Here is a 17902-nt window from a genome sequence, read left to right as displayed (position 1 = left end):
ATGAGTTATATTTTAGAAGTAAATAATTTAAGAAAGGAATTTAAAAATTTTACTTTAGAAGATATAAGTTTCAATTTGGAGCCAGGGTATATTATGGGCTTTATAGGTCCTAATGGAGCAGGGAAAAGTACTACTATTAAACTAATAATGAATTTGGTTAAAAAGGATGGGGGAGAAATTAAGGTATTCGGTAAAGACCATATTAAATATGAGAAAGAGATAAAGGATAGAATAGGCTTCGTATACGATGAGAATTATTATTATGAAGATTTAACCATTAAACAGATGAAAAATATTGTTGCATCTTTTTATTCAAAATGGGATGATAATCAGTTCAACTATTATATCCATGAATTTGGTTTGAATCCAAAAGTAAAGATTAAAACATTATCTAAAGGGATGAAGATGAAATTTTCATTAGCAATAGCTCTATCTCATAATGCAGATCTAATTATTATGGATGAACCTACATCAGGATTGGATCCGGTATTTAGAAGAGAAATATTAGATATTTTATATAGTATTATCCAAGATGAAAATAAAAGTATATTCTTCTCAACTCATATTACTACGGATTTAGAGAAGATTGCTGATTATATAACCTTTATTAATAAAGGAAAAGTAGTATTCTCGAAGTCTAAGGATGAAGTATTAGAAAGTTATGTAATTGTTAAAGGTGGTATAGATCTTTTGAATATGGATACAAGAAAAGAGTTTATAGGATTAAGAGAGACTAAGGTTGGGTTCGAAGGGCTTACAGATAATATAGCGAAGATTAAAAAGATCTTTGGTAATAATATATTAATAGAAAAAGCAACCTTAGAGGATATTATGGTTTATAGCGTAAGGGGGTAAGAAAATGTTAGGAATTATAAAAAGAGATTTAATGTTATTGTTCTGTAATAAGCGGGATGGTATCTTCATGCTATTTTATATACCATTTTTAATATTGATAATAGACTCCTACGATCCTAAATGGCTATATCTTGCAATAATAGTGGCATATACTTATATTGTATCTATAACATCCTTTCATTATGATATGGATGGTAAGGGGAGGAATATTATAAATTCATTGCCTATAAATGGAGGAACCATAGTCTTTTACAAATATTTGTCTACATTTGTATATTTTATTATGACTATTGTGTATGCTGGGGTTTATTTGTGGATAATTAATGCCACAGGAATAAAAAATGTGGATTATTTCAACATAGAAATGATTATTAAGGCTATTCCTATAATAATGTTTACTACATCTATAGTATTTCCTGCTTATTTCTATTTTGAACCTAATATTGCACGGATATTCCATATGATAGTATTCATAGGTTTCTTTATTGGCATGGCAAATTTAGGGGCTTTGGGAGATGAATCTTTAGTAAAAAAAATAGGATTATTTCAGGGGAAAAGCATGGTGTTTGTATCCATAATAATGTATATGGCTTCCTTATTATTATCTATGAAGCTCTACCAAAGTAGGGATTTATAAAGGAGTGAAATTATGTTTAACTTAGTAAAAAAGGATTTGAAATTATCAAAAAAGATAAATATTTTCGGAGGAATATATGCATTATTTATTGCTGCCATGGGGCTTACTATGCCTGATAATATGATAGCTAATCTACTATATGTTCTTGGAATGATTATATTAATATTTATGTTAGTCATATATACCAACGGTTACGATGATAAATCTAAAAGCGGAATTATCATCAATAGCTTTCCTATAGATAGGCAAGATATAGTTAGGGGTAAATATTTAACTCTTATATTATTTATAATATTAGGATCTGGGATTATACTATTATTTACCAAAGCTATTTCTGTTTTATACATTGTTGATAATAGTATGAGTGCAAGCTTATGGAATGCTTTGGTTGTAGCCAATATATCCTTAATATTTTATTCCATATACTATCCTTTCTATTTTAAAGTTGGCGAGGGAATTAGAAGTTTTAATATGATATTATGGATAGTGATGGTGATAGGACCAAGTATAATAAGTAAGTTTATAAAAAAGTTGGAGGCAATAGGTAAGTTAGAAAAGATAATTTCTATAAATATCAATAAATTGAATATTTATTTATTAGTATTTTCATTAATAATGTTTTATATCTCCTTACAAGTATCTAAAAAGATTTATTTAAAAAGGGAATTTTAAATTTACTTTTGTTATTCTCAATGCCAGCGAAGGATCTCTAAACTGGGATTCTTCACTGGATTGAGAATGATATGGTACTGTATTATTTACCCCTTCTATAATATTCCTTCATTATACTTTCGGGTACTAAGCTTCCACCGGTAGCCCAGCACATATGGGTGATATTATCCCTTTTATTTAAAATATCTTGTTTTGCTAGATATTCTTCTCCTTCTTCACTTGATAAAAATACTGGTCCTAAAAATCCTGCCAATGCTGAAGGCTCTAAGAAAATTTCTTCCTCATTCGCTAAAACTGTTAAAAATGTATATAATTTATTGTCACCTATGGTAAATATACCACTTAGCAGTTTGTCCATAACTTTTCCTACAAAGGATGAAGGGCGACCAACTGCCAATCCATCGGCTTCAGTTATATTGTCTAATCCAAAATCCTCTACAGATATTTTATTGTGGAGCTTTGTCATAAGACCTAGTAACATAGCTGGGGAGTGGGTAGGTTCGGCAAAAAAACAATGGACATTATCACCATAAATGAATTTTAATCCATAAGTTACTCCGCCAGGCCCGCCTCCTACTCCACATGGAAGGTATACAAATAGAGGGTGGTTTTCATCTACTACTATTTCCATTTTATCCAATTGTTCTTTAATTCTTAAGCCACCTATAGCATATCCTAGAAATAGGTCTTTAGAATTTTCATCATCTATAAAATGACTATTAGGATTACTTTCTGATTGCTTTCTACCTTCTTCTACAGCCTTTGAATAATCAGAAGAATATTCTATTACTTCTACCCCTTTACTTCTAAGCAAATCCTTTTTCCACTTCTTTGCGTCTTGGGACATATGAACCTTTACCTTAAATCCAATTTTTGCACTCATTATCCCTATACTCAATCCTAAATTACCAGTACTGCCCACTTGGATTATGTAATTGGAGAAGAAGTTTTTAAATCTATCTTCTGCTAATATAGAGTAATCGTCATATATGGATAATAAATTATTTTTAATAGCTAAAGTTTCTGCATGTTTCAATACTTCATATATTCCTCCTCTTGCCTTGATAGAGCCAGCAATGGGGAGCAAATCATCTCTTTTAAGTATTAAATTGCCATATATCCTTTTATCATAGATTTTATCAATTTTTGATTTCATGGAATTAATTGGAGATATCGGTGATTCAATAATGCCTTCAATAGTTTGAGGAAATACCTTTTTTATATAGGGTGCAAATCTTTTTAATCTTTTTTCTGCATCAAGAATATCACTATAAGAAATGGGTAAATTGTCTACTAGATTATCGAAATTAGTATAATTACTATTTATCCAAAACACTTCTTTTAAGTTTTGGATATCATTTAGTAAGGGTAAATCTTTTTTTATTATAGGCTTATTTTTCAAATATATTTCTCCTTTCCTTTTATATCTTAATATTAAGTATATATTATTAGTTAATATAATTAAAGAAAAAGAAAGTGAGTCAAAAACAAACTTGTCTCACTTACCATATATTCCATCCTTTATTCTAAGTCTTTTGGTTAAGCATTCAATTATATGAATAACTGAATATTTGAATCCATAGCGTCTACTAAGTATTCTTTTGCAGTGACTATCTTTACTTCTTTAAGTAGTTCTTCTTCCTTAAACCCCATTACTTCACAGGAAAGTTTACAAGCTTTAAATTCTACCCCTTTATTAATGGCACCCATTAAAAAATCTTTTAGCTTTGGAGTATCACTTTCTTCCATCATCTCTGTTAACATTTTTTTCCCTATTCCTGCAAAATTCATTTTAGATAAGGGTAATTCTTCAATATGTTTTGGTGCCATATTGGCAAACATCTTTTCATAGGTAGTTTTGTCTTCCATACTATTGGATTCCTTTACTAATAGTAATCCCCAGAAGGCAAAGAATATGGTTACGTCCATATTTATCATTTTTGCAGAATTAGCAAGAATTAATGCAGCCAATGCTTTATCGTATTCTCCACTAAACATTAGGATATTCATTTTTTTCTTCACTAGAAACCCTCCTTTCTACTATTTTGAGTAGAAAGAAGGGTTTCTATACTTATAATCATAATATTCAACATTGTTTCCAATATGTTTTAATAATTCTATCATTATATTTATTTCTTCAAAATCATTATAAAGGCCATAACTAATCCTAACGGTACCAGGTCGAAGCACATTTCTATTATTTTTATATTTATTTATATCTTCTTCTGATATGTGGAGTAATTTTTGAATATAGGGTTGAGCACAAAAACATCCATTTCTTACTCCAATTCCTCCTTCTAAAGAAAGAGCTGTTGCTACAGTTCCGTGGTATAAACCATCTATATTAAAGGATATAATAGATACTTTATTTTCTACATCTTCATCATCATATATTGTTATATTTGGTACAGTTTTTAAATTTTCCAAAGTATATCGAGTCAATTTTCTCTCATATTCAGATATCTTCTTCATGTTCAACTTTTTTAGCATCTTAATACTTTCAATTAAAGCCACTACTCCAAAAAGATTGGGAGTTCCTGCCTCTTCTTTTTCAGGAGGAAAGGCCCATATGACTTCTTCCAATGTCACCAAATCTACAGTGCCTCCTCCTATATGGTCTGAAATCCCGGATTTAAAAGTATCTTTGGGAGCTACTAGCACACCTATTCCAAAGGGAGCATACATTTTATGGGCAGAAAAGGCTATATAGTCTATATGGGCTGGATCTCCTACAGGTTTAATATTCACTGGATGGTGAGGCACTAATTGAGCACCATCTACTAATATCTTACTTCCATATTTGTGGGCTAATCTTGCTATTTTATGTATTGGGTTAATATAGCCTGTTACATTAGAAGCACCAGTTACAGTTAATAACTTTACTTTCCCTTGATACTTTTTTAGAAGATGTTCTAAATGATTTAAGGACAATCTACCCTTTGTATCTACCTCAACATAATCTACATTATATCTATATCTCCAAGGTAAGTCATTAGAATGATGTTCCATATAAGTAGATAGAACTATCCCATCCTTTATTTCATCTTTAAGCCTGTAGGAAAGTTTGTTAATGGCCTCCGTTGTGTTTTTTACGAATATTGCTGTATGATAGTTGAGTTCAGCTCCTATAAAATCTAATACAATATTTCTAGCTTCATCATAAAAGTTGGAAGATATAATAGACTTATATCCAGTTCCCCTGTGAACGGAAGAATAATAGGGGGAAAAATTATTTACTCCCCATATCACAGAAGAAAAAGGTGGAGTAGTGGCAGCATTATCAAAATTTATATAAGGAACTTTGTTTCCACTGATTAATGGGACTAAAGTATTTACTCCATGAATTAATTTTTTATACATAAGATCACCTATATTATCAATAGTAGTACTATTATATTTAATAAAAATAAAAAGGTTCCTATTATTAATTAAAATTAATAGTAAATGTATGATACAATATTCATATAGCATTTAATCTAATAGGAGGAAATGTATGAAGGATAGAACAAGTATATATGCAGATTTTTCCTTATTAATAGTGGCCATTATATGGGGGAGCGGTTTTGTTGTTACTAAGAATTCTTTAAATCATATAACCCCTTATTATTTATTAGCCTTTAGATTTATGATATCCTTTTTATTAATGGGTTTAGTATTTTTTAAGAGATTGAAAAATGCTAAGCTTAAAGATTGGAAAGCAGGTCTATTAATAGGCATATTTTTATTTGGGGGATTTGCCACTCAAACTGTAGGGCTTAATTATACAACTGCTGGTAAACAAGCTTTTATAACTGCTAGTAATGTAGTAATGGTGCCATTTATATATTGGGGGATTAGTAAAAAGAAACCTGATATATATGAGGTAATAGCAGTATTCCTTTGCTTTACTGGTATTGGAATACTTAGTTTTGAAAATAATTTAAGGTTTGGTTATGGGGAATTTTTAACATTTATCTGTGCAATATTCTTTGCTTTTCATATAGCAACTATAGGCTATTTTTCAAAGGAACATGATCCAGTTGTTTTATCAGTTATTCAAATTTTAGTGGCTGGCGTATTTTCTACTATATTTGCATTATTATTAGAGCCTAAAATAGGGAATGTATCAAACCAAACCCTATTCTCAATATTGTATTTAGCAGTATTTAGCACTTTAATAGCTTTTTTAGTACAAAACATAGCCCAAAAATATACTTCATCTACTCATGCTGCTATAATATTAAGTATGGAGTCTGTATTTGGAGGTATAATGTCTTTAATATTTTTAAAAGAGCCCTTTACAATTAGGTTTTTAATAGGATGTCTTTCTATATTAGTATCTATATTAACTACTGAAACTAAATGGAGTTTTCTGAAGAAAAAAGTTAGAGAGAAAGACAATGCTGGTAAGATCAATGGAGTCTAGGTGATCATATGAAAAAATATAGAAAAATTATTATTTCTTCTCTTGTAGTAGGCCTATCTTCTCTTTTATACATTGATTTTTATATTAAAAATTTTAAATTTTCCTTTGCAGGTGTTATGTTTCCTTTGCTTTTATTTATGTATGACGAATTTAATCCAATAGCATTTGGAATTTTATCAGGTTTTTCGTTAGTTGTATTTAGAGGCTTATTTTATGGAGTTTTTCAAGGACCCTTAACAGAAGTTATTATTTATTCCATGCCGGAAAATATTTTCTATATAGTTTATGGTTTGGTTTTTTTCATAATTAGTATAAAGTTCCAACCTATTACCCATAATAAAATGTTCGTAATGGCTGCTTTAAGTGATACTTTTTCCAATATAGTAGAAATATATATTAGGATAGGGAAGGATTTATTTACTTCAGACTATGAAATAATAAAAATACTATTTTTAGTTGGTGCAATAAGGGCTGGCTTAGTATGGTTAATGATAATGGGCTATAAATATTATAAATTACTTTTAGTAAAAGAAGAACATGATAGAAGATATAAAAACCTTTTAAGGTTGACATCTCAACTAAAGACGGAAGTCTATTGGATGGAAAAAAACATGGCTCATATTGAAAAGGTTATGTCTAATGCCTATGAATTATTCTCTAACATTAAGGAAGATAAAAATAGGGAACAATGGAGTGGTACTGCTCTAGAAATAGCTAAAGATGTTCATGAAATTAAAAAGGAATATGGATTAGTTGTAATGGGTATAGAGGAAATAATGGCTAATAGATTAGATAATACGAGCATGTATTTTTCTGAACTTATGATTATATTAAAGGAAACTTTAGAAAGAGATATAAAAATACAGGATAAAGAAATTACCATTAGATATGAGATGGGAAGAAACTTTTATACAGAGAAACATTATTACCTTATGTCCATCTTAAGAAATATTATAATGAATGCTATAGATTCCATCGAATATAATGGGAATATATTAGTAGCTCATACTGTTAAAAACAATAATCATCAATTCATAGTTAAAGACGATGGATGTGGAATCAATGATGAAGATTTACCCCATATATTTTCCCCAGGATACTCTACTAAAATAGACTATAATACAGGTCAGGTAAATAGAGGGTTAGGTCTTACTCTAATAGAGAAACTTCTTAAAGTTCATTTAAAAGGTAGCATACAGGTAGAGTCAAAAGTTGGCAAAGGAAGTACTTTTATCATATCTATTCCAGTGAAAGAATTGGAGGGTATTAGTGAATGAAAATTTTTATATTAGATGATGACATAAATGTCATCCGTATACTAAAAAAGATAATTGAAGATAAAGAGTTGGGGACAATAGTAGGTGATGAAAGAGATGGAAAAAAAGGAATTGATAAGATTAGAGCTATTATTCCAGATGTAGTCCTAATAGACCTATTAATGCCAGGAATAGATGGATTAAGAGTTGTTAAACAATTGAAGGAAGAATACCCTAACATCGAATTTATAATGATTTCTCAGGTTTCTTCAAAAAATATGGTTGAGAAAGCCTACCGGTATGGTGTAGAATATTACATATATAAACCGATTAATGCAATAGAAGTTGAAATGATAATTAGAAAAGTAATAGAACGGATTGAGATAAATAGAACTATTTTAAAGATGCAGCAAATTTTCGATAATAAACCGGAAAAGGAAATAGTGAGATTAGAAGGGGTTTGTGAACAATGTATCAACAATATACTAATAGAACTAGGAATTATTAGTGAAAAAGGTAGCCAGGAAATAATAAAGGTAGCTAAATATGTGATGAAAAAGGGTATAAATTTAAATAATATAACCATTAGAGAACTATGTAGTTATTTTACTGATAATCCAAAATCTATGGAACAAAGGATGAGAAGAGCTATTAGTATAGCTATTACAAACATTGCAAATCTAGGTATTGAAGATTATATGAATGATACTTTTGTACAATATTCTAATAGTTTATTTAGTTTTGAACAGGTACGTAGGGAGATGGAATATATAAGAGGAAAAGCAAACAGAGGTGGCTCTACTAATATTAAAAAGTTCTTAATTGGGTTAATTACATTTTGTGAATCTTTAGACAATTAAAAATTTTCAGAAAACATTTTTATGTTTTTTGTAGTTTTTTGAAGTTCGTATTATATACTCCTATTAAAAGAATGAGGAGGTATATATATGGACTTTTTTATTAGACTTAATAGTATGATTAATGATTTTGTCTGGGGTCCAGTAATGTTAGTTTTATTAGTGGGAACAGGCGTTTACTTAACCATTAGGACTAATTTCATGTCTATTACAAAACTTGGCTATATTTTAAAAAACACACTGTTCAAGATGTTTGAGAAGGAGACTACTGGAGAAGGTGAGATTACTGCCTTCCAGGCTGTGGCAACAGCATTAGCTGCTACAGTAGGAACTGGGAATATTGCTGGAGTTGCAACAGCCATAGCCATTGGAGGACCTGGGGCTATATTTTGGATGTGGTTATCTGCATTATTTGGAATGGCCACAAAATTTGCTGAAGTTGTTCTTAGTATAGAGTATAGGGAGAAAACTGAAGATGGTAGATTTGTAGGTGGACCTATGTACTATATTGCCAATGGACTTAAAGCTAATTGGTTAGCCTATGTTTTTGCAATATTTGCAGCCATGGCAGCTTTTGGTATTGGGAACATGGTTCAGTCCAATTCTGTTGCAGCTTCCCTTGAGGTATCTTTTGGGATTAATAAATGGGTTACAGGTTTTGTTTTGGCTGGATTAGCAGCATTAGTCATGTTTGGAGGTTTGAAAAGGATTGCAACGGTAACAGAAAGATTAGTTCCAATAATGGCAGCTTTCTATATTGTAGGTGGTTTAGTTATTTTGATTATGAATATCTCAAACATTCCAGCAGCCTTTGGATTAATATTCAGAAGTGCCTTTTCTGGCTCTGCTGCAGTTGGAGGATTTGTTGGTTCTACAATGACATTAGCTGCAAGAATGGGTGTTGCTCGTGGGGTGTTTTCAAATGAAGCAGGGCTTGGTAGTGCGCCAATAGCTCATGCAGCAGCAACTACAGATCATCCAGTACGTCAAGGATTATGGGGAGTTTTTGAAGTATTTATGGATACTTTGCTTATCTGTACTATAACAGCATTAGTGATTATTGTAACTGGTGTTTGGAATATTGGAGAAACTGGAGCTGCTCTTACTACTATGGCTTTTGACACATCTATTCCAGTAATTGGTGGATATATAGTTTCAGTAGGAATACTATTATTTGCTTTTTCCACTTTATTAAGTTGGTCTTATTATGGAGAACGTTCTGCAGAGTTTATATTTGGACCAAAAGTTATTACTCCTTATAGAATTATATGGATACCTTTTATAGTAATTGGTGCAGTAGGAGGACTTGAAACTCTTTGGGATATTGCAGATACATTAAATGGTTTAATGGCAATTCCAAACCTAATAGGAATATTAGGATTAAGTGGAGTAGTGGTTAAGCTTACTAAGGATTTCTTTGGTACAAAATATGTGGAAGAATTGCAATATGTAACTGAAAAAAGATAAAGCACAAAAATAAAGCCTTCAAGGCTTTATTTTTGTGCTTTATCCTCTCTATACTTTTCCATAACTTCAGCAAATATATCTGCAGTACATGGTGGTGTATAGGTAATGGAATTAGCACCGGCTTCTATGGTATTGAGTATACTTGTTTCTGTTGGACCCCCAGTTGCAATTATGGGTAACTCTTTACCATATTCATCACGAATTTTTCTTACAATTTGGGCAGTTTTAGCCCCACCGGATACGTTTAAAATACGTGCACCAGCATCTAATTTGGCTTTATAATTATCATTTTCAGTAACTACAGTGGCAATGATAGGAATATCAATTCTGTTATACATCTTGCTGATAACTTCAGGAACTGTAGGTGCATTAACGACTACTCCATAGGCACCCATTAACTCTGCTTGAAGAGCAATATCTACAGATCTTTTACCTGTAGTAAGGCCTCCTCCTACTCCTACGAATACAGGGACAGGGGCAACTTCCAATATAGCTTGAGTAATAGAAAGCTGTGGGGTAAAAGGGTATACAGCAATAATAGAGTTGGCATTCGTATTTTTAATAATTGCCACGTCTGTAGAAAATAATAAGGATTTAATCCTAGTTCCTAATATTTTTATTCCAGTAGCTTTATATATAGCTTGAGGAACTTCTATAATTCTTGACCTTAATTGAGATTTTACTTCAGGGACATATCTTTCCATTAGACACCTCCTTAATATAAAAGCTTATCCAAGAAATGTTTTACATCTATATTTACCCTAGTACTATCAAACTAATCAATTATTTATTTTATTTTATTGTAATATGAACATATGCTTTTTAAGCCTTTAATAAGTAGTATAACTATAGTATAATAATATTATTACTACTACAACATGTATAGACTATAAAGGAGGATTAATATATGCGAGGATTGGAAGGACTAAATGCACTATGGGAAACATTAAGAAGCATTTTACCTTTGACTGCTATACTGGCATTTTTTCAATTGGTGGTACTAAAAAAGCCAATTGAAAACGTAAAAGAGTTTGGGATTGGCTTTTTACTTAGTGTATTTGGATTACATTTTTTCATAAAAGGGGTTTCTATGAGCCTTTTCCCCTTAGGAGACTCAGTAGGTAGTAATTTAGTTGTCTTAGAAAGAAAATGGCTAATAGTAGTTGTAGCTTTCATTATAGGTTATTTTGGAACACTGGTTGAGCCAGCTTTAAAAACTTTAGCTTTAGAGGTTGAGGAGATATCTATAGGAGCAATACCTCATAGGATATTAATACATGCAGTGGCAATAGGGTTTGGAACTGGAATGGGTATTGGTATATTTAAGATATTAAATGGAGTATCTTATATAAAAATAATAGTACCTTTACTTGTATTAATAATTGTGTTATCTTTTTTTGCTCCAGAAGAATTTGTATCTATTGCAATGGATACAGCTAGCGCCACTACCGGGCCTGTAAACATTCCATTAAATATGGCCTTGGCAATAGGATTGACTAAAATTCTTCAAAATACAGACCCACTTTTATCTGGATTTGGAATTATTGGACTTACATCTATAGGATCGATGATATCAGTGTTGACATTAGGTATACTAACCAGAATATAGGGAGGGGATATTTGTGAGTGAAGTTAGATGTATAGTTGCTATTGTCGAAAGAGGAAAAGCGGATAAAATTGTAGATAAGGCAAAAAAAGCAGGAGCTAAAGGAGCTACGATTGTTTATGGAAGAGGTACAGGGGAAAGCGAAGTAATGAAGTTTTTAAATATCCATATTGAAGCTTCAAAAGAAATTATTATTGTTTTAAGTGAGGATGATAAATATAAACCAATATATGATACTATAATTGAAACAGGAAGGCTTAAAGAGCCTGGAACGGGCATAATATTCACCTTACCTGTAGATAATTTAGTTGGATTACATCATAGAAGAAAATTTGAGGATTAGAAAGAGTTAAGTTAAGCTAGATTATTTCGGTATAATAGAGATATACTTATATATACAGGAGGTTGACTTATGTTTAAATGGAAAAATGATTTTAGCGTAAATATTAAAAGCATAGACGATCAACATAAAGAGTTATTCAAAATTGGTAATTTCCTCTATGAGATCGTATCTATTAAGGATGGTGTAGATAGATATGATGAAATACTTGAAGCTTTACATAAATTAAGAGATTATGCAATATATCATTTCACCTTCGAAGAAAAGATGATGGAAGACAACGGATATCCTAAGTTTGAACAACATAAAAGACAACATGATTCATTTATATCAAAAGTTAAATCCATTGACGAAGTAGAAATAGATGAAAAGCAGAAGAAAATTGGAATGGATTTAATCATATTTATTGCAAATTGGATTGAAAACCATATACTAAAAACAGACATGGAATATAGGGAATTTCTAAATGATAAGGGCGTATATTAAAACTGAATACAATATAGATTATAAATCCAGACAGATAAATGTAAATAAATCCTGTCTGGATTTATTTATTAAAAACCATTGCATAAGCGCAACTAAAGTGTTATCATTATAATAGATACAGTTAGAACAGAGCTTATAAATGTATCGATACATGCTATAATAATAGGGGGAGAGGATTATATGAATGATAATCTAAAATTATTAATAAGATATGCTATACTTATGGCATTGACTGTAGTAATGACTATGGTTGTACACATTCCCACTATTGGGACTAATGGATATTTAAATCTAGGTGATATGGTAGTTTTATTAGCAGCTCTTATTTTAGGTAAAAAGGGTGGATTCGTTGTAGGGGGGCTCGGTTCAGCTTTAGCGGATTTGTTATTAGGATATGTCCATTATGCACCTATTACATTAATAGTAAAAGGATTGGAAGGGTATATAGCGGGTAGTTTATTAGAAACAGAAATAGGTAAGAGAAAACCCTTAATTGCTACATCAATAGCTGGAATATTTATGGCTTTTGGATACTTTGTACCTGAAATATTTATGTATGGAAAAGGAGCTATAGCGTCTATTCCAGGAAATATCATGCAAGGACTATTAGGAGCGATAACTTCTGTAGTACTATATACTGCATTGAAGAGGACTAAGGCATTAAATTAACAAGCGGCAGAATTAATTCTGCCGCTTGTTAATTTAATGCTTAAAGGCTATGATTAAAATGCCCAGTTCCCATTCTTAAATATCTGTATTTTTTCTCCATTATTAGTTTCGCCTATTATTGATAGATCTTTCGAGCCTACCATAAAGTCTACATGGGTTAAAGAATCATTAACTCCTGCTTTTTCTAGCTCTTCATCTGTCATTTTTTCTCCACCTTTAATATTGGTTGGATAAGCCTTACCAAAAGCAAAATGACAGGATGCATTTTCATCGAATAGGGTATTTAAAAAGATAATCTTTGATTGGGATATGGGTGAATCATAAGGTACCAAAGCCACTTCGCCTAAGTGTTTGGCTCCCTCATCTAAGGCTAGTAAATCCTTTAATACTTCATACCCTTGTTCTGCTTCGAAACTTACTACCTCTCCATTTTTAAAAGTTAATTTGAAATTATCGATTAGATTCCCACCATAATTTAATGGCTTTGTGCTGTAAACTACTCCATTAACGCCAGTTTTTAAAGGCATTGTAAATACTTCTTCTGTAGGCATATTAGCTACAAAGTAAATTCCTTTGGAGTTTTTACCTCCTCCACCAGCCCAGATATGATCTTCAGGTAGTTCCACCTCTAAATCTGTACCATTGGAAGATTTATAGTATAACTTTTTAAATTTCTTCTCGTTTAAAAAGTTAACCTTTTCTTCAAGGTTCTTGAGATGATCTTGCCAAGCTTTAACTGGATTTTCTAAATCCATACGAGTAGCTTTAAATATTGCTTCCCAAAGTTTTTTCATAGCCTCTTCCTCTGATACATCAGGGAAAACCCTTTTTGCCCAACCTTTAGTCGGGATAGATATTACACACCAAGCGTTAATATCATTCATAGTATACTTTCGAAATCCTTTCAAAGCCATGGAAGAAGATTTATTATGGGCAGCAATTTTTCTTGGATCCACTTCTTTTAGTAACTCAGGGTCTTCAGAATATATGGATAAGAAACCAGCTCCATCTTCAGCAAACTCTTCTAAGCCTTCGGCATACCATTTAGGGAAGTTTTCAAAGACTTCCATAGGTGCATTTTCATATTTCATCTTAGTTAGAGTTTCATCATTCCAGTTAACATGGACTAGCTTAGCCCCTAATGCATAGGCGTGTTTAGCCACTAACCTTACAAACTTGGCTCCTTCCACTGGAGCATTGACAACTAATGGTTGCCCTTTTTGAAGGTTAATCCCTACTTCTACACATAGTTTTGCATATTGATCCATTATCTTTTCAAAATTTTCCAAAATATCACCTCGTAGTTATGTAGTTATTATGTACTCAAATATAGTTTATATCATTAGGAAATGCTTGTAAATGGTAAAAAAACAATTAGTAAAGAAATTTAACAAGGTTTATTTAAACTTTGGAGAAAAGGAAGGAGTTTTGGAATTATTGTGGAAACAGCAAATAGGAATAAGGTACCGATTATACAATAAACAAACAGGAACTAGGTTGCCAACCTAGTTCCTAACTTATTTTTTAGTTTATCTATTTCAGTTACCAATAGATTTAAAAATAATCCTACATCAGTTACTACGCCTATAGCTTGGCTACTTCCTCTATCGCTCAGTTTTGTTACCACAGCGGAATTAATATCTACACATATCATCTTAATCTTTGCAGGAAGCATATTGCCACTAGCAATACCATGGAGCATAGTACCGAGAACCAGCACTATTTCTGCTTTTTGTAAATGTTGGCTATAAGCATCCTGTGCTTCTATAATATCGGTAACTGTATCTGGCAATGGACCATCATCCCTTAGACTTCCTGCTAGAACAAAGGGAATGTCATTTTTTACACACTCATACATAATACCTGAATGTAAAGCTTTAGCTTCAACAGTCCTTTTGATGGAGCCGTATTTCATGACATGGTTTATAGCTCGCATATGATTTCTATAACCATTATGAGTCACCCTTCCAGATTTGGCACAAACCCCCAATGAAGTACCATAAAGGTTTTTTTCTATATCGTGAACTGCAAGAGCATTTCCTGTCAACAAACTAGATACATAATTTTGACGGATTAGCTCTGAAAGGTAATAGTCACCACCGGTGTGAACTACAACAGGCCCTGCTACTAAGGTCAACTTTTTATTATTATAGAATAGTTCGTATGCTAAATCCTTTATGAGCATATCATTTCTTCTTTCTGATGAAACATAATTGTTCATGAAATTAAAGGAATCATCTACTTTATCATCATTATTTTCATTAATTATTTTTATACCAGTATCACCACATACTACCATGTCACCATGTTCTATTTCTCTTAATTTTTTACACACTGCTCCATGTTCATTAACTACTATTAAGGCATCCATTCTTTGATTTTTAACCTTTATCCACTGGTCATTATGATAAATAAAAGTAGTATGGTTAGTAGTTGAATAAAAGTCATCTGGCACATGTTTATCCAATATTGCCTTCTTTAGCAATACATTTTTATTTATATTAAGTTTATTTAAAGTCAATTTTATAACTCCTTTCTTAGAGAATAAAAAAACCTTCATCCCATACTGGGACGAAGGCAAGTCGCGGTACCACCCAAATTGATTAAGTGAAGAAAATTCACTTAATCCTCTTAAAGCCTGTAACGTTGGCCAACGGACAAACTTTATCGCTTGCAGCTTAGAGGGTGGGTTCAAATGAAATAATCTTAGAAGATCTTTCAGTCGGTGAATCTTCCTTCCTTTAAGAATCTTTCAATCTACTAGTCCTCTTCACAGCCTAAATATATATTTAAGATATATTATATGAAGTATTCAATTGTTTGTCAAGGATTTTTTAAAAATATTGTTATTTATTTCTATTTATTAATATTAAGTTATTGTTTGCAAAAATCTTTGAGCATTGAATTAATTCTGTGTTAACTTCTTCTTATTTTTTATTATAAATACTGGTATAATAATTTGAAAGGAGTTGATGCATATGGCAAGAAAGAAGAAAATTATTGAAGTTGAAATAATAGATACAATCTTTCCAAATAAATCAATAGGTCAATATGAAGGTCAAACTATAATATTCAAAGGTGGTATTAAGGGGCAAAAAGTAAAGGTCCTTCTAAATAGAAGAAAAAAGGATTATATAGAAGGGAAGTTGTTGGAGATATTAGAAAGGTCCCCATTAGAAAAAAATCTATCTTGTACTGATGTAAAAGATTGTGGAGGATGCGCCTACCAAACCTTATTATATGAAGATGAATTGAAATTAAAGGAAGAACAGGTATTGGCTTTGTTTGAAAAGGAAGGAATTAAGGAACTGAATTATTTAGGCATTGAAAAAAGCCCTAAAGTAGAAGGGTATCGAAATAAAATGGAATATACATTTGGTGATGAGATAAAAGGAGGCCCTTTAGTGTTAGGTCTTCATAGAAGAGGTAGATTCTACGAGATTATAGATACTGATGGATGCAATATTGCAGATAAGGATTTTACTCTAATAAGAAAGAGGGTTATGAAGTATTTTAGAGAAATAAACACAGCATTTTATAACAAAAGAACTCATGAAGGGATTTTAAGACATTTAGTCATTAGAAAAGCTTTATCTACGAGAGATATTTTGATTAACTTAGTGACTACAAGTCAAGGAGAAGTGGATCCAAATAATTTTACTAAGGAATTATTGAGTATTCATGGGTTAGAAGGAAAAATTGTAGGCATACTCCATACTATAAATGATGGTTTAGCTGATGTAGTGAAAGCAGATAAGCTTAATCTTCTTCATGGAAGAGAATATATTTTAGAAGAAATTCTTGGTTTAAAATTTAAAATATCACCTTTTTCATTTTTCCAAACTAATACTTTTGGGGCAGAAAGATTATATTCTATAGTAAGGGATTTTGTTGGAAATGACAAAAACAATATTGTATTTGATTTATATTCAGGTACTGGCACCATAGCCCAGATACTGTCACCTGTTTGTAAAAAGGTGATAGGCATAGAGATTGTACAAGAAGCGGTAGAAATGGCTGGTGAGAATGCTAAATTAAATGGGTTGGATAATGTGGAGTTTATTGCTGGAGATGTGCTTAAAGAAGTGGATAATTTAAGAGAAAAACCTAATTTAGTAATCATTGATCCTCCAAGGGATGGTATCCATCCTAAGGCAATAAATAAGATTATTGATTTCTCTCCACGAACCTTTATATATGTATCTTGCAATCCTATAACTTTAGTTAGGGATTTAAAGGTATTTATGGGAAGGGGATATAAAATCAAAAATATGAAACTCATGGACATGTTTCCTAGAACACCACACGTTGAAGTAGCAATTCTGATGACGCATTGTGGTTTGGATAAAGAATAATAGGGTTCAACCACAACATGTAGTGGTTTGAAGATGAAATTTGGGTCAAAAATCGGTGAAAAAACACCGATTTTTGACCCTTTAAAATAGGGCATTTGACAGATGACATTGGATAATTGGGGATGTTTGAGGATTAAATGGTTAAACTTGGTTGATAAAATGGCAAGTGAATTATATACTATAGATGAACATTTTTATTATTATGTGCAACTAATAAGAAAATACTTAGACAAATTTAAAATGGAAATTATAGATGTATTAGAATATAAAAGATTCTAATACATCTATTTTTATATA

General features: G+C 31.4%; 18 protein-coding genes and 1 other annotated feature. Of the genes, 12 read left to right on the top strand and 6 right to left on the bottom strand.

Annotation, left to right across the window (positions count from 1 at the left end):
* Genes C3E89_RS01910 through C3E89_RS01900 form a run of 3 tightly spaced genes read left to right on the top strand, consistent with a single transcriptional unit; the run spans position 1 to position 2164 of the window.
* Positions 1-855: an ABC transporter ATP-binding protein gene (locus tag C3E89_RS01910; protein ID WP_236910807.1), complete on the top strand. Its 855-nt coding sequence runs from the start codon at positions 1-3 to the stop codon at positions 853-855.
* A gap of 4 nt (positions 856-859) precedes the next feature.
* On the top strand, positions 860-1492 hold the full coding sequence (locus C3E89_RS01905) for an ABC-2 transporter permease (RefSeq protein ID WP_236910806.1): 633 nt from the start codon (positions 860-862) through the stop codon (positions 1490-1492).
* A gap of 12 nt (positions 1493-1504) precedes the next feature.
* A complete protein-coding gene (locus C3E89_RS01900; RefSeq protein ID WP_236910805.1) occupies positions 1505-2164 on the top strand; it encodes an ABC-2 transporter permease in 660 nt (219 codons plus the stop codon).
* 82 nt (positions 2165-2246) lie between these two features.
* Here C3E89_RS01900 and C3E89_RS01895 read toward each other — a convergent pair whose 3' ends face one another.
* The 3 genes from C3E89_RS01895 to C3E89_RS01885 form a co-directional block, all read right to left on the bottom strand.
* On the bottom strand, positions 2247-3566 hold the full coding sequence (locus C3E89_RS01895) for a D-serine ammonia-lyase (RefSeq protein ID WP_236910804.1): 1320 nt from the start codon (positions 3564-3566) through the stop codon (positions 2247-2249).
* Between the two features lie 149 nt (positions 3567-3715).
* Positions 3716-4186 carry a DsrE/DsrF/DrsH-like family protein gene (locus C3E89_RS01890; RefSeq protein ID WP_236910803.1) on the bottom strand — a complete coding sequence of 157 codons (471 nt, stop codon included), beginning with the start codon at positions 4184-4186 and terminating at the stop codon, positions 3716-3718.
* An 18-nt stretch (positions 4187-4204) separates the two neighbouring features.
* The gene (locus C3E89_RS01885) at positions 4205-5524 is read right to left on the bottom strand and encodes an aminotransferase class V-fold PLP-dependent enzyme (protein WP_236910802.1); all 1320 of its coding nucleotides are present in this window, start codon (positions 5522-5524) and stop codon (positions 4205-4207) included.
* A 133-nt stretch (positions 5525-5657) separates the two neighbouring features.
* Here C3E89_RS01885 and C3E89_RS01880 point away from each other — a divergent pair, with 133 nt between their 5' ends.
* The 4 genes from C3E89_RS01880 to C3E89_RS01865 all read left to right on the top strand — a co-directional run bounded on the left by C3E89_RS01880 (position 5658) and on the right by C3E89_RS01865 (position 10149).
* Positions 5658-6569, top strand: a complete 912-nt coding sequence (locus tag C3E89_RS01880; RefSeq protein ID WP_236910801.1) for a DMT family transporter — start codon at positions 5658-5660, stop codon at positions 6567-6569.
* Positions 6570-6577: 8 nt separating this feature from the next.
* Positions 6578-7846: a sensor histidine kinase gene (locus C3E89_RS01875; protein ID WP_236910800.1), complete on the top strand. Its 1269-nt coding sequence runs from the start codon at positions 6578-6580 to the stop codon at positions 7844-7846.
* Entirely contained in the window at positions 7843-8685 is an 843-nt protein-coding gene (locus C3E89_RS01870) for a DNA-binding domain-containing protein (protein ID WP_236910799.1), read from the top strand. The genes C3E89_RS01875 and C3E89_RS01870 overlap by 4 nt, the downstream gene beginning before the upstream one ends.
* A gap of 87 nt (positions 8686-8772) precedes the next feature.
* Complete coding sequence (locus C3E89_RS01865) at positions 8773-10149, top strand: alanine/glycine:cation symporter family protein (protein WP_236910798.1); 1377 nt, start codon at positions 8773-8775, stop codon at positions 10147-10149.
* A gap of 26 nt (positions 10150-10175) precedes the next feature.
* On the opposite strand, the gene C3E89_RS01860 is transcribed toward C3E89_RS01865, so the two are convergent.
* Positions 10176-10853 (bottom strand): hydrolase, encoded by a 678-nt coding sequence (locus C3E89_RS01860; RefSeq protein ID WP_236910797.1) that lies wholly within the window; start codon positions 10851-10853, stop codon positions 10176-10178.
* A gap of 203 nt (positions 10854-11056) precedes the next feature.
* On the opposite strand from C3E89_RS01860, the gene C3E89_RS01855 reads away from it, so the two are divergent.
* The 4 genes from C3E89_RS01855 to C3E89_RS01840 all read left to right on the top strand — a co-directional run bounded on the left by C3E89_RS01855 (position 11057) and on the right by C3E89_RS01840 (position 13250).
* Positions 11057-11758, top strand: a complete 702-nt coding sequence (locus tag C3E89_RS01855; protein ID WP_236910796.1) for a DUF1538 domain-containing protein — start codon at positions 11057-11059, stop codon at positions 11756-11758.
* A gap of 13 nt (positions 11759-11771) precedes the next feature.
* Positions 11772-12098 carry a P-II family nitrogen regulator gene (locus C3E89_RS01850; RefSeq protein ID WP_236910795.1) on the top strand — a complete coding sequence of 109 codons (327 nt, stop codon included), beginning with the start codon at positions 11772-11774 and terminating at the stop codon, positions 12096-12098.
* Between the two features lie 69 nt (positions 12099-12167).
* A complete protein-coding gene (locus tag C3E89_RS01845) occupies positions 12168-12581 on the top strand; it encodes a bacteriohemerythrin (RefSeq protein WP_236910794.1) in 414 nt (137 codons plus the stop codon).
* Between the two features lie 180 nt (positions 12582-12761).
* Positions 12762-13250, top strand: a complete 489-nt coding sequence (locus tag C3E89_RS01840; protein WP_236910793.1) for an ECF transporter S component — start codon at positions 12762-12764, stop codon at positions 13248-13250.
* A gap of 53 nt (positions 13251-13303) precedes the next feature.
* Here C3E89_RS01840 and C3E89_RS01835 read toward each other — a convergent pair whose 3' ends face one another.
* Both C3E89_RS01835 and C3E89_RS01830 read right to left on the bottom strand, forming a co-directional pair.
* Positions 13304-14539, bottom strand: a complete 1236-nt coding sequence (locus C3E89_RS01835; protein WP_236910792.1) for an aminopeptidase — start codon at positions 14537-14539, stop codon at positions 13304-13306.
* A 203-nt stretch (positions 14540-14742) separates the two neighbouring features.
* Entirely contained in the window at positions 14743-15771 is a 1029-nt protein-coding gene (locus C3E89_RS01830) for an ornithine cyclodeaminase (protein ID WP_236910791.1), read from the bottom strand.
* A 43-nt stretch (positions 15772-15814) separates the two neighbouring features.
* Positions 15815-16033 (bottom strand) — a binding site (T-box leader).
* Between the two features lie 195 nt (positions 16034-16228).
* On the opposite strand from C3E89_RS01830, the gene rlmD reads away from it, so the two are divergent.
* Complete coding sequence (gene rlmD, locus C3E89_RS01825) at positions 16229-17605, top strand: 23S rRNA (uracil(1939)-C(5))-methyltransferase RlmD (protein ID WP_236910790.1); 1377 nt, start codon at positions 16229-16231, stop codon at positions 17603-17605.
* Positions 17606-17902: the final 297 nt, after the last annotated feature.

Source organism: Clostridium sp. Cult1 (assembly GCF_021655095.1).
GTDB lineage: Bacteria > Bacillota > Clostridia > Tissierellales > Tepidimicrobiaceae > Schnuerera.
The sequence above is the reverse complement of the archived record's forward strand: the minus strand, read 5'-3'. Positions and strand labels throughout refer to the sequence as shown.

Excerpts from the sequence above, each read along its gene's own strand:
- C3E89_RS01910 (WP_236910807.1), top strand. The coding sequence starts at position 1 with ATGAGTTATATTTTAGAAGTAAATAATTTAAGAAAGGAATTTAAAAAT.
- C3E89_RS01905 (WP_236910806.1), top strand. The coding sequence starts at position 860 with ATGTTAGGAATTATAAAAAGAGATTTAATGTTATTGTTCTGTAATAAG.
- C3E89_RS01900 (WP_236910805.1), top strand. The coding sequence starts at position 1,505 with ATGTTTAACTTAGTAAAAAAGGATTTGAAATTATCAAAAAAGATAAAT.
- C3E89_RS01885 (WP_236910802.1), bottom strand. The coding sequence starts at position 5,524 with ATGTATAAAAAATTAATTCATGGAGTAAATACTTTAGTCCCATTAATC.
- C3E89_RS01880 (WP_236910801.1), top strand. The coding sequence starts at position 5,658 with ATGAAGGATAGAACAAGTATATATGCAGATTTTTCCTTATTAATAGTG.
- C3E89_RS01875 (WP_236910800.1), top strand. The coding sequence starts at position 6,578 with ATGAAAAAATATAGAAAAATTATTATTTCTTCTCTTGTAGTAGGCCTA.
- C3E89_RS01870 (WP_236910799.1), top strand. The coding sequence starts at position 7,843 with ATGAAAATTTTTATATTAGATGATGACATAAATGTCATCCGTATACTA.
- C3E89_RS01865 (WP_236910798.1), top strand. The coding sequence starts at position 8,773 with ATGGACTTTTTTATTAGACTTAATAGTATGATTAATGATTTTGTCTGG.
- C3E89_RS01860 (WP_236910797.1), bottom strand. The coding sequence starts at position 10,853 with ATGGAAAGATATGTCCCTGAAGTAAAATCTCAATTAAGGTCAAGAATT.
- C3E89_RS01855 (WP_236910796.1), top strand. The coding sequence starts at position 11,057 with ATGCGAGGATTGGAAGGACTAAATGCACTATGGGAAACATTAAGAAGC.
- C3E89_RS01845 (WP_236910794.1), top strand. The coding sequence starts at position 12,168 with ATGTTTAAATGGAAAAATGATTTTAGCGTAAATATTAAAAGCATAGAC.
- C3E89_RS01840 (WP_236910793.1), top strand. The coding sequence starts at position 12,762 with ATGAATGATAATCTAAAATTATTAATAAGATATGCTATACTTATGGCA.
- rlmD (WP_236910790.1), top strand. The coding sequence starts at position 16,229 with ATGGCAAGAAAGAAGAAAATTATTGAAGTTGAAATAATAGATACAATC.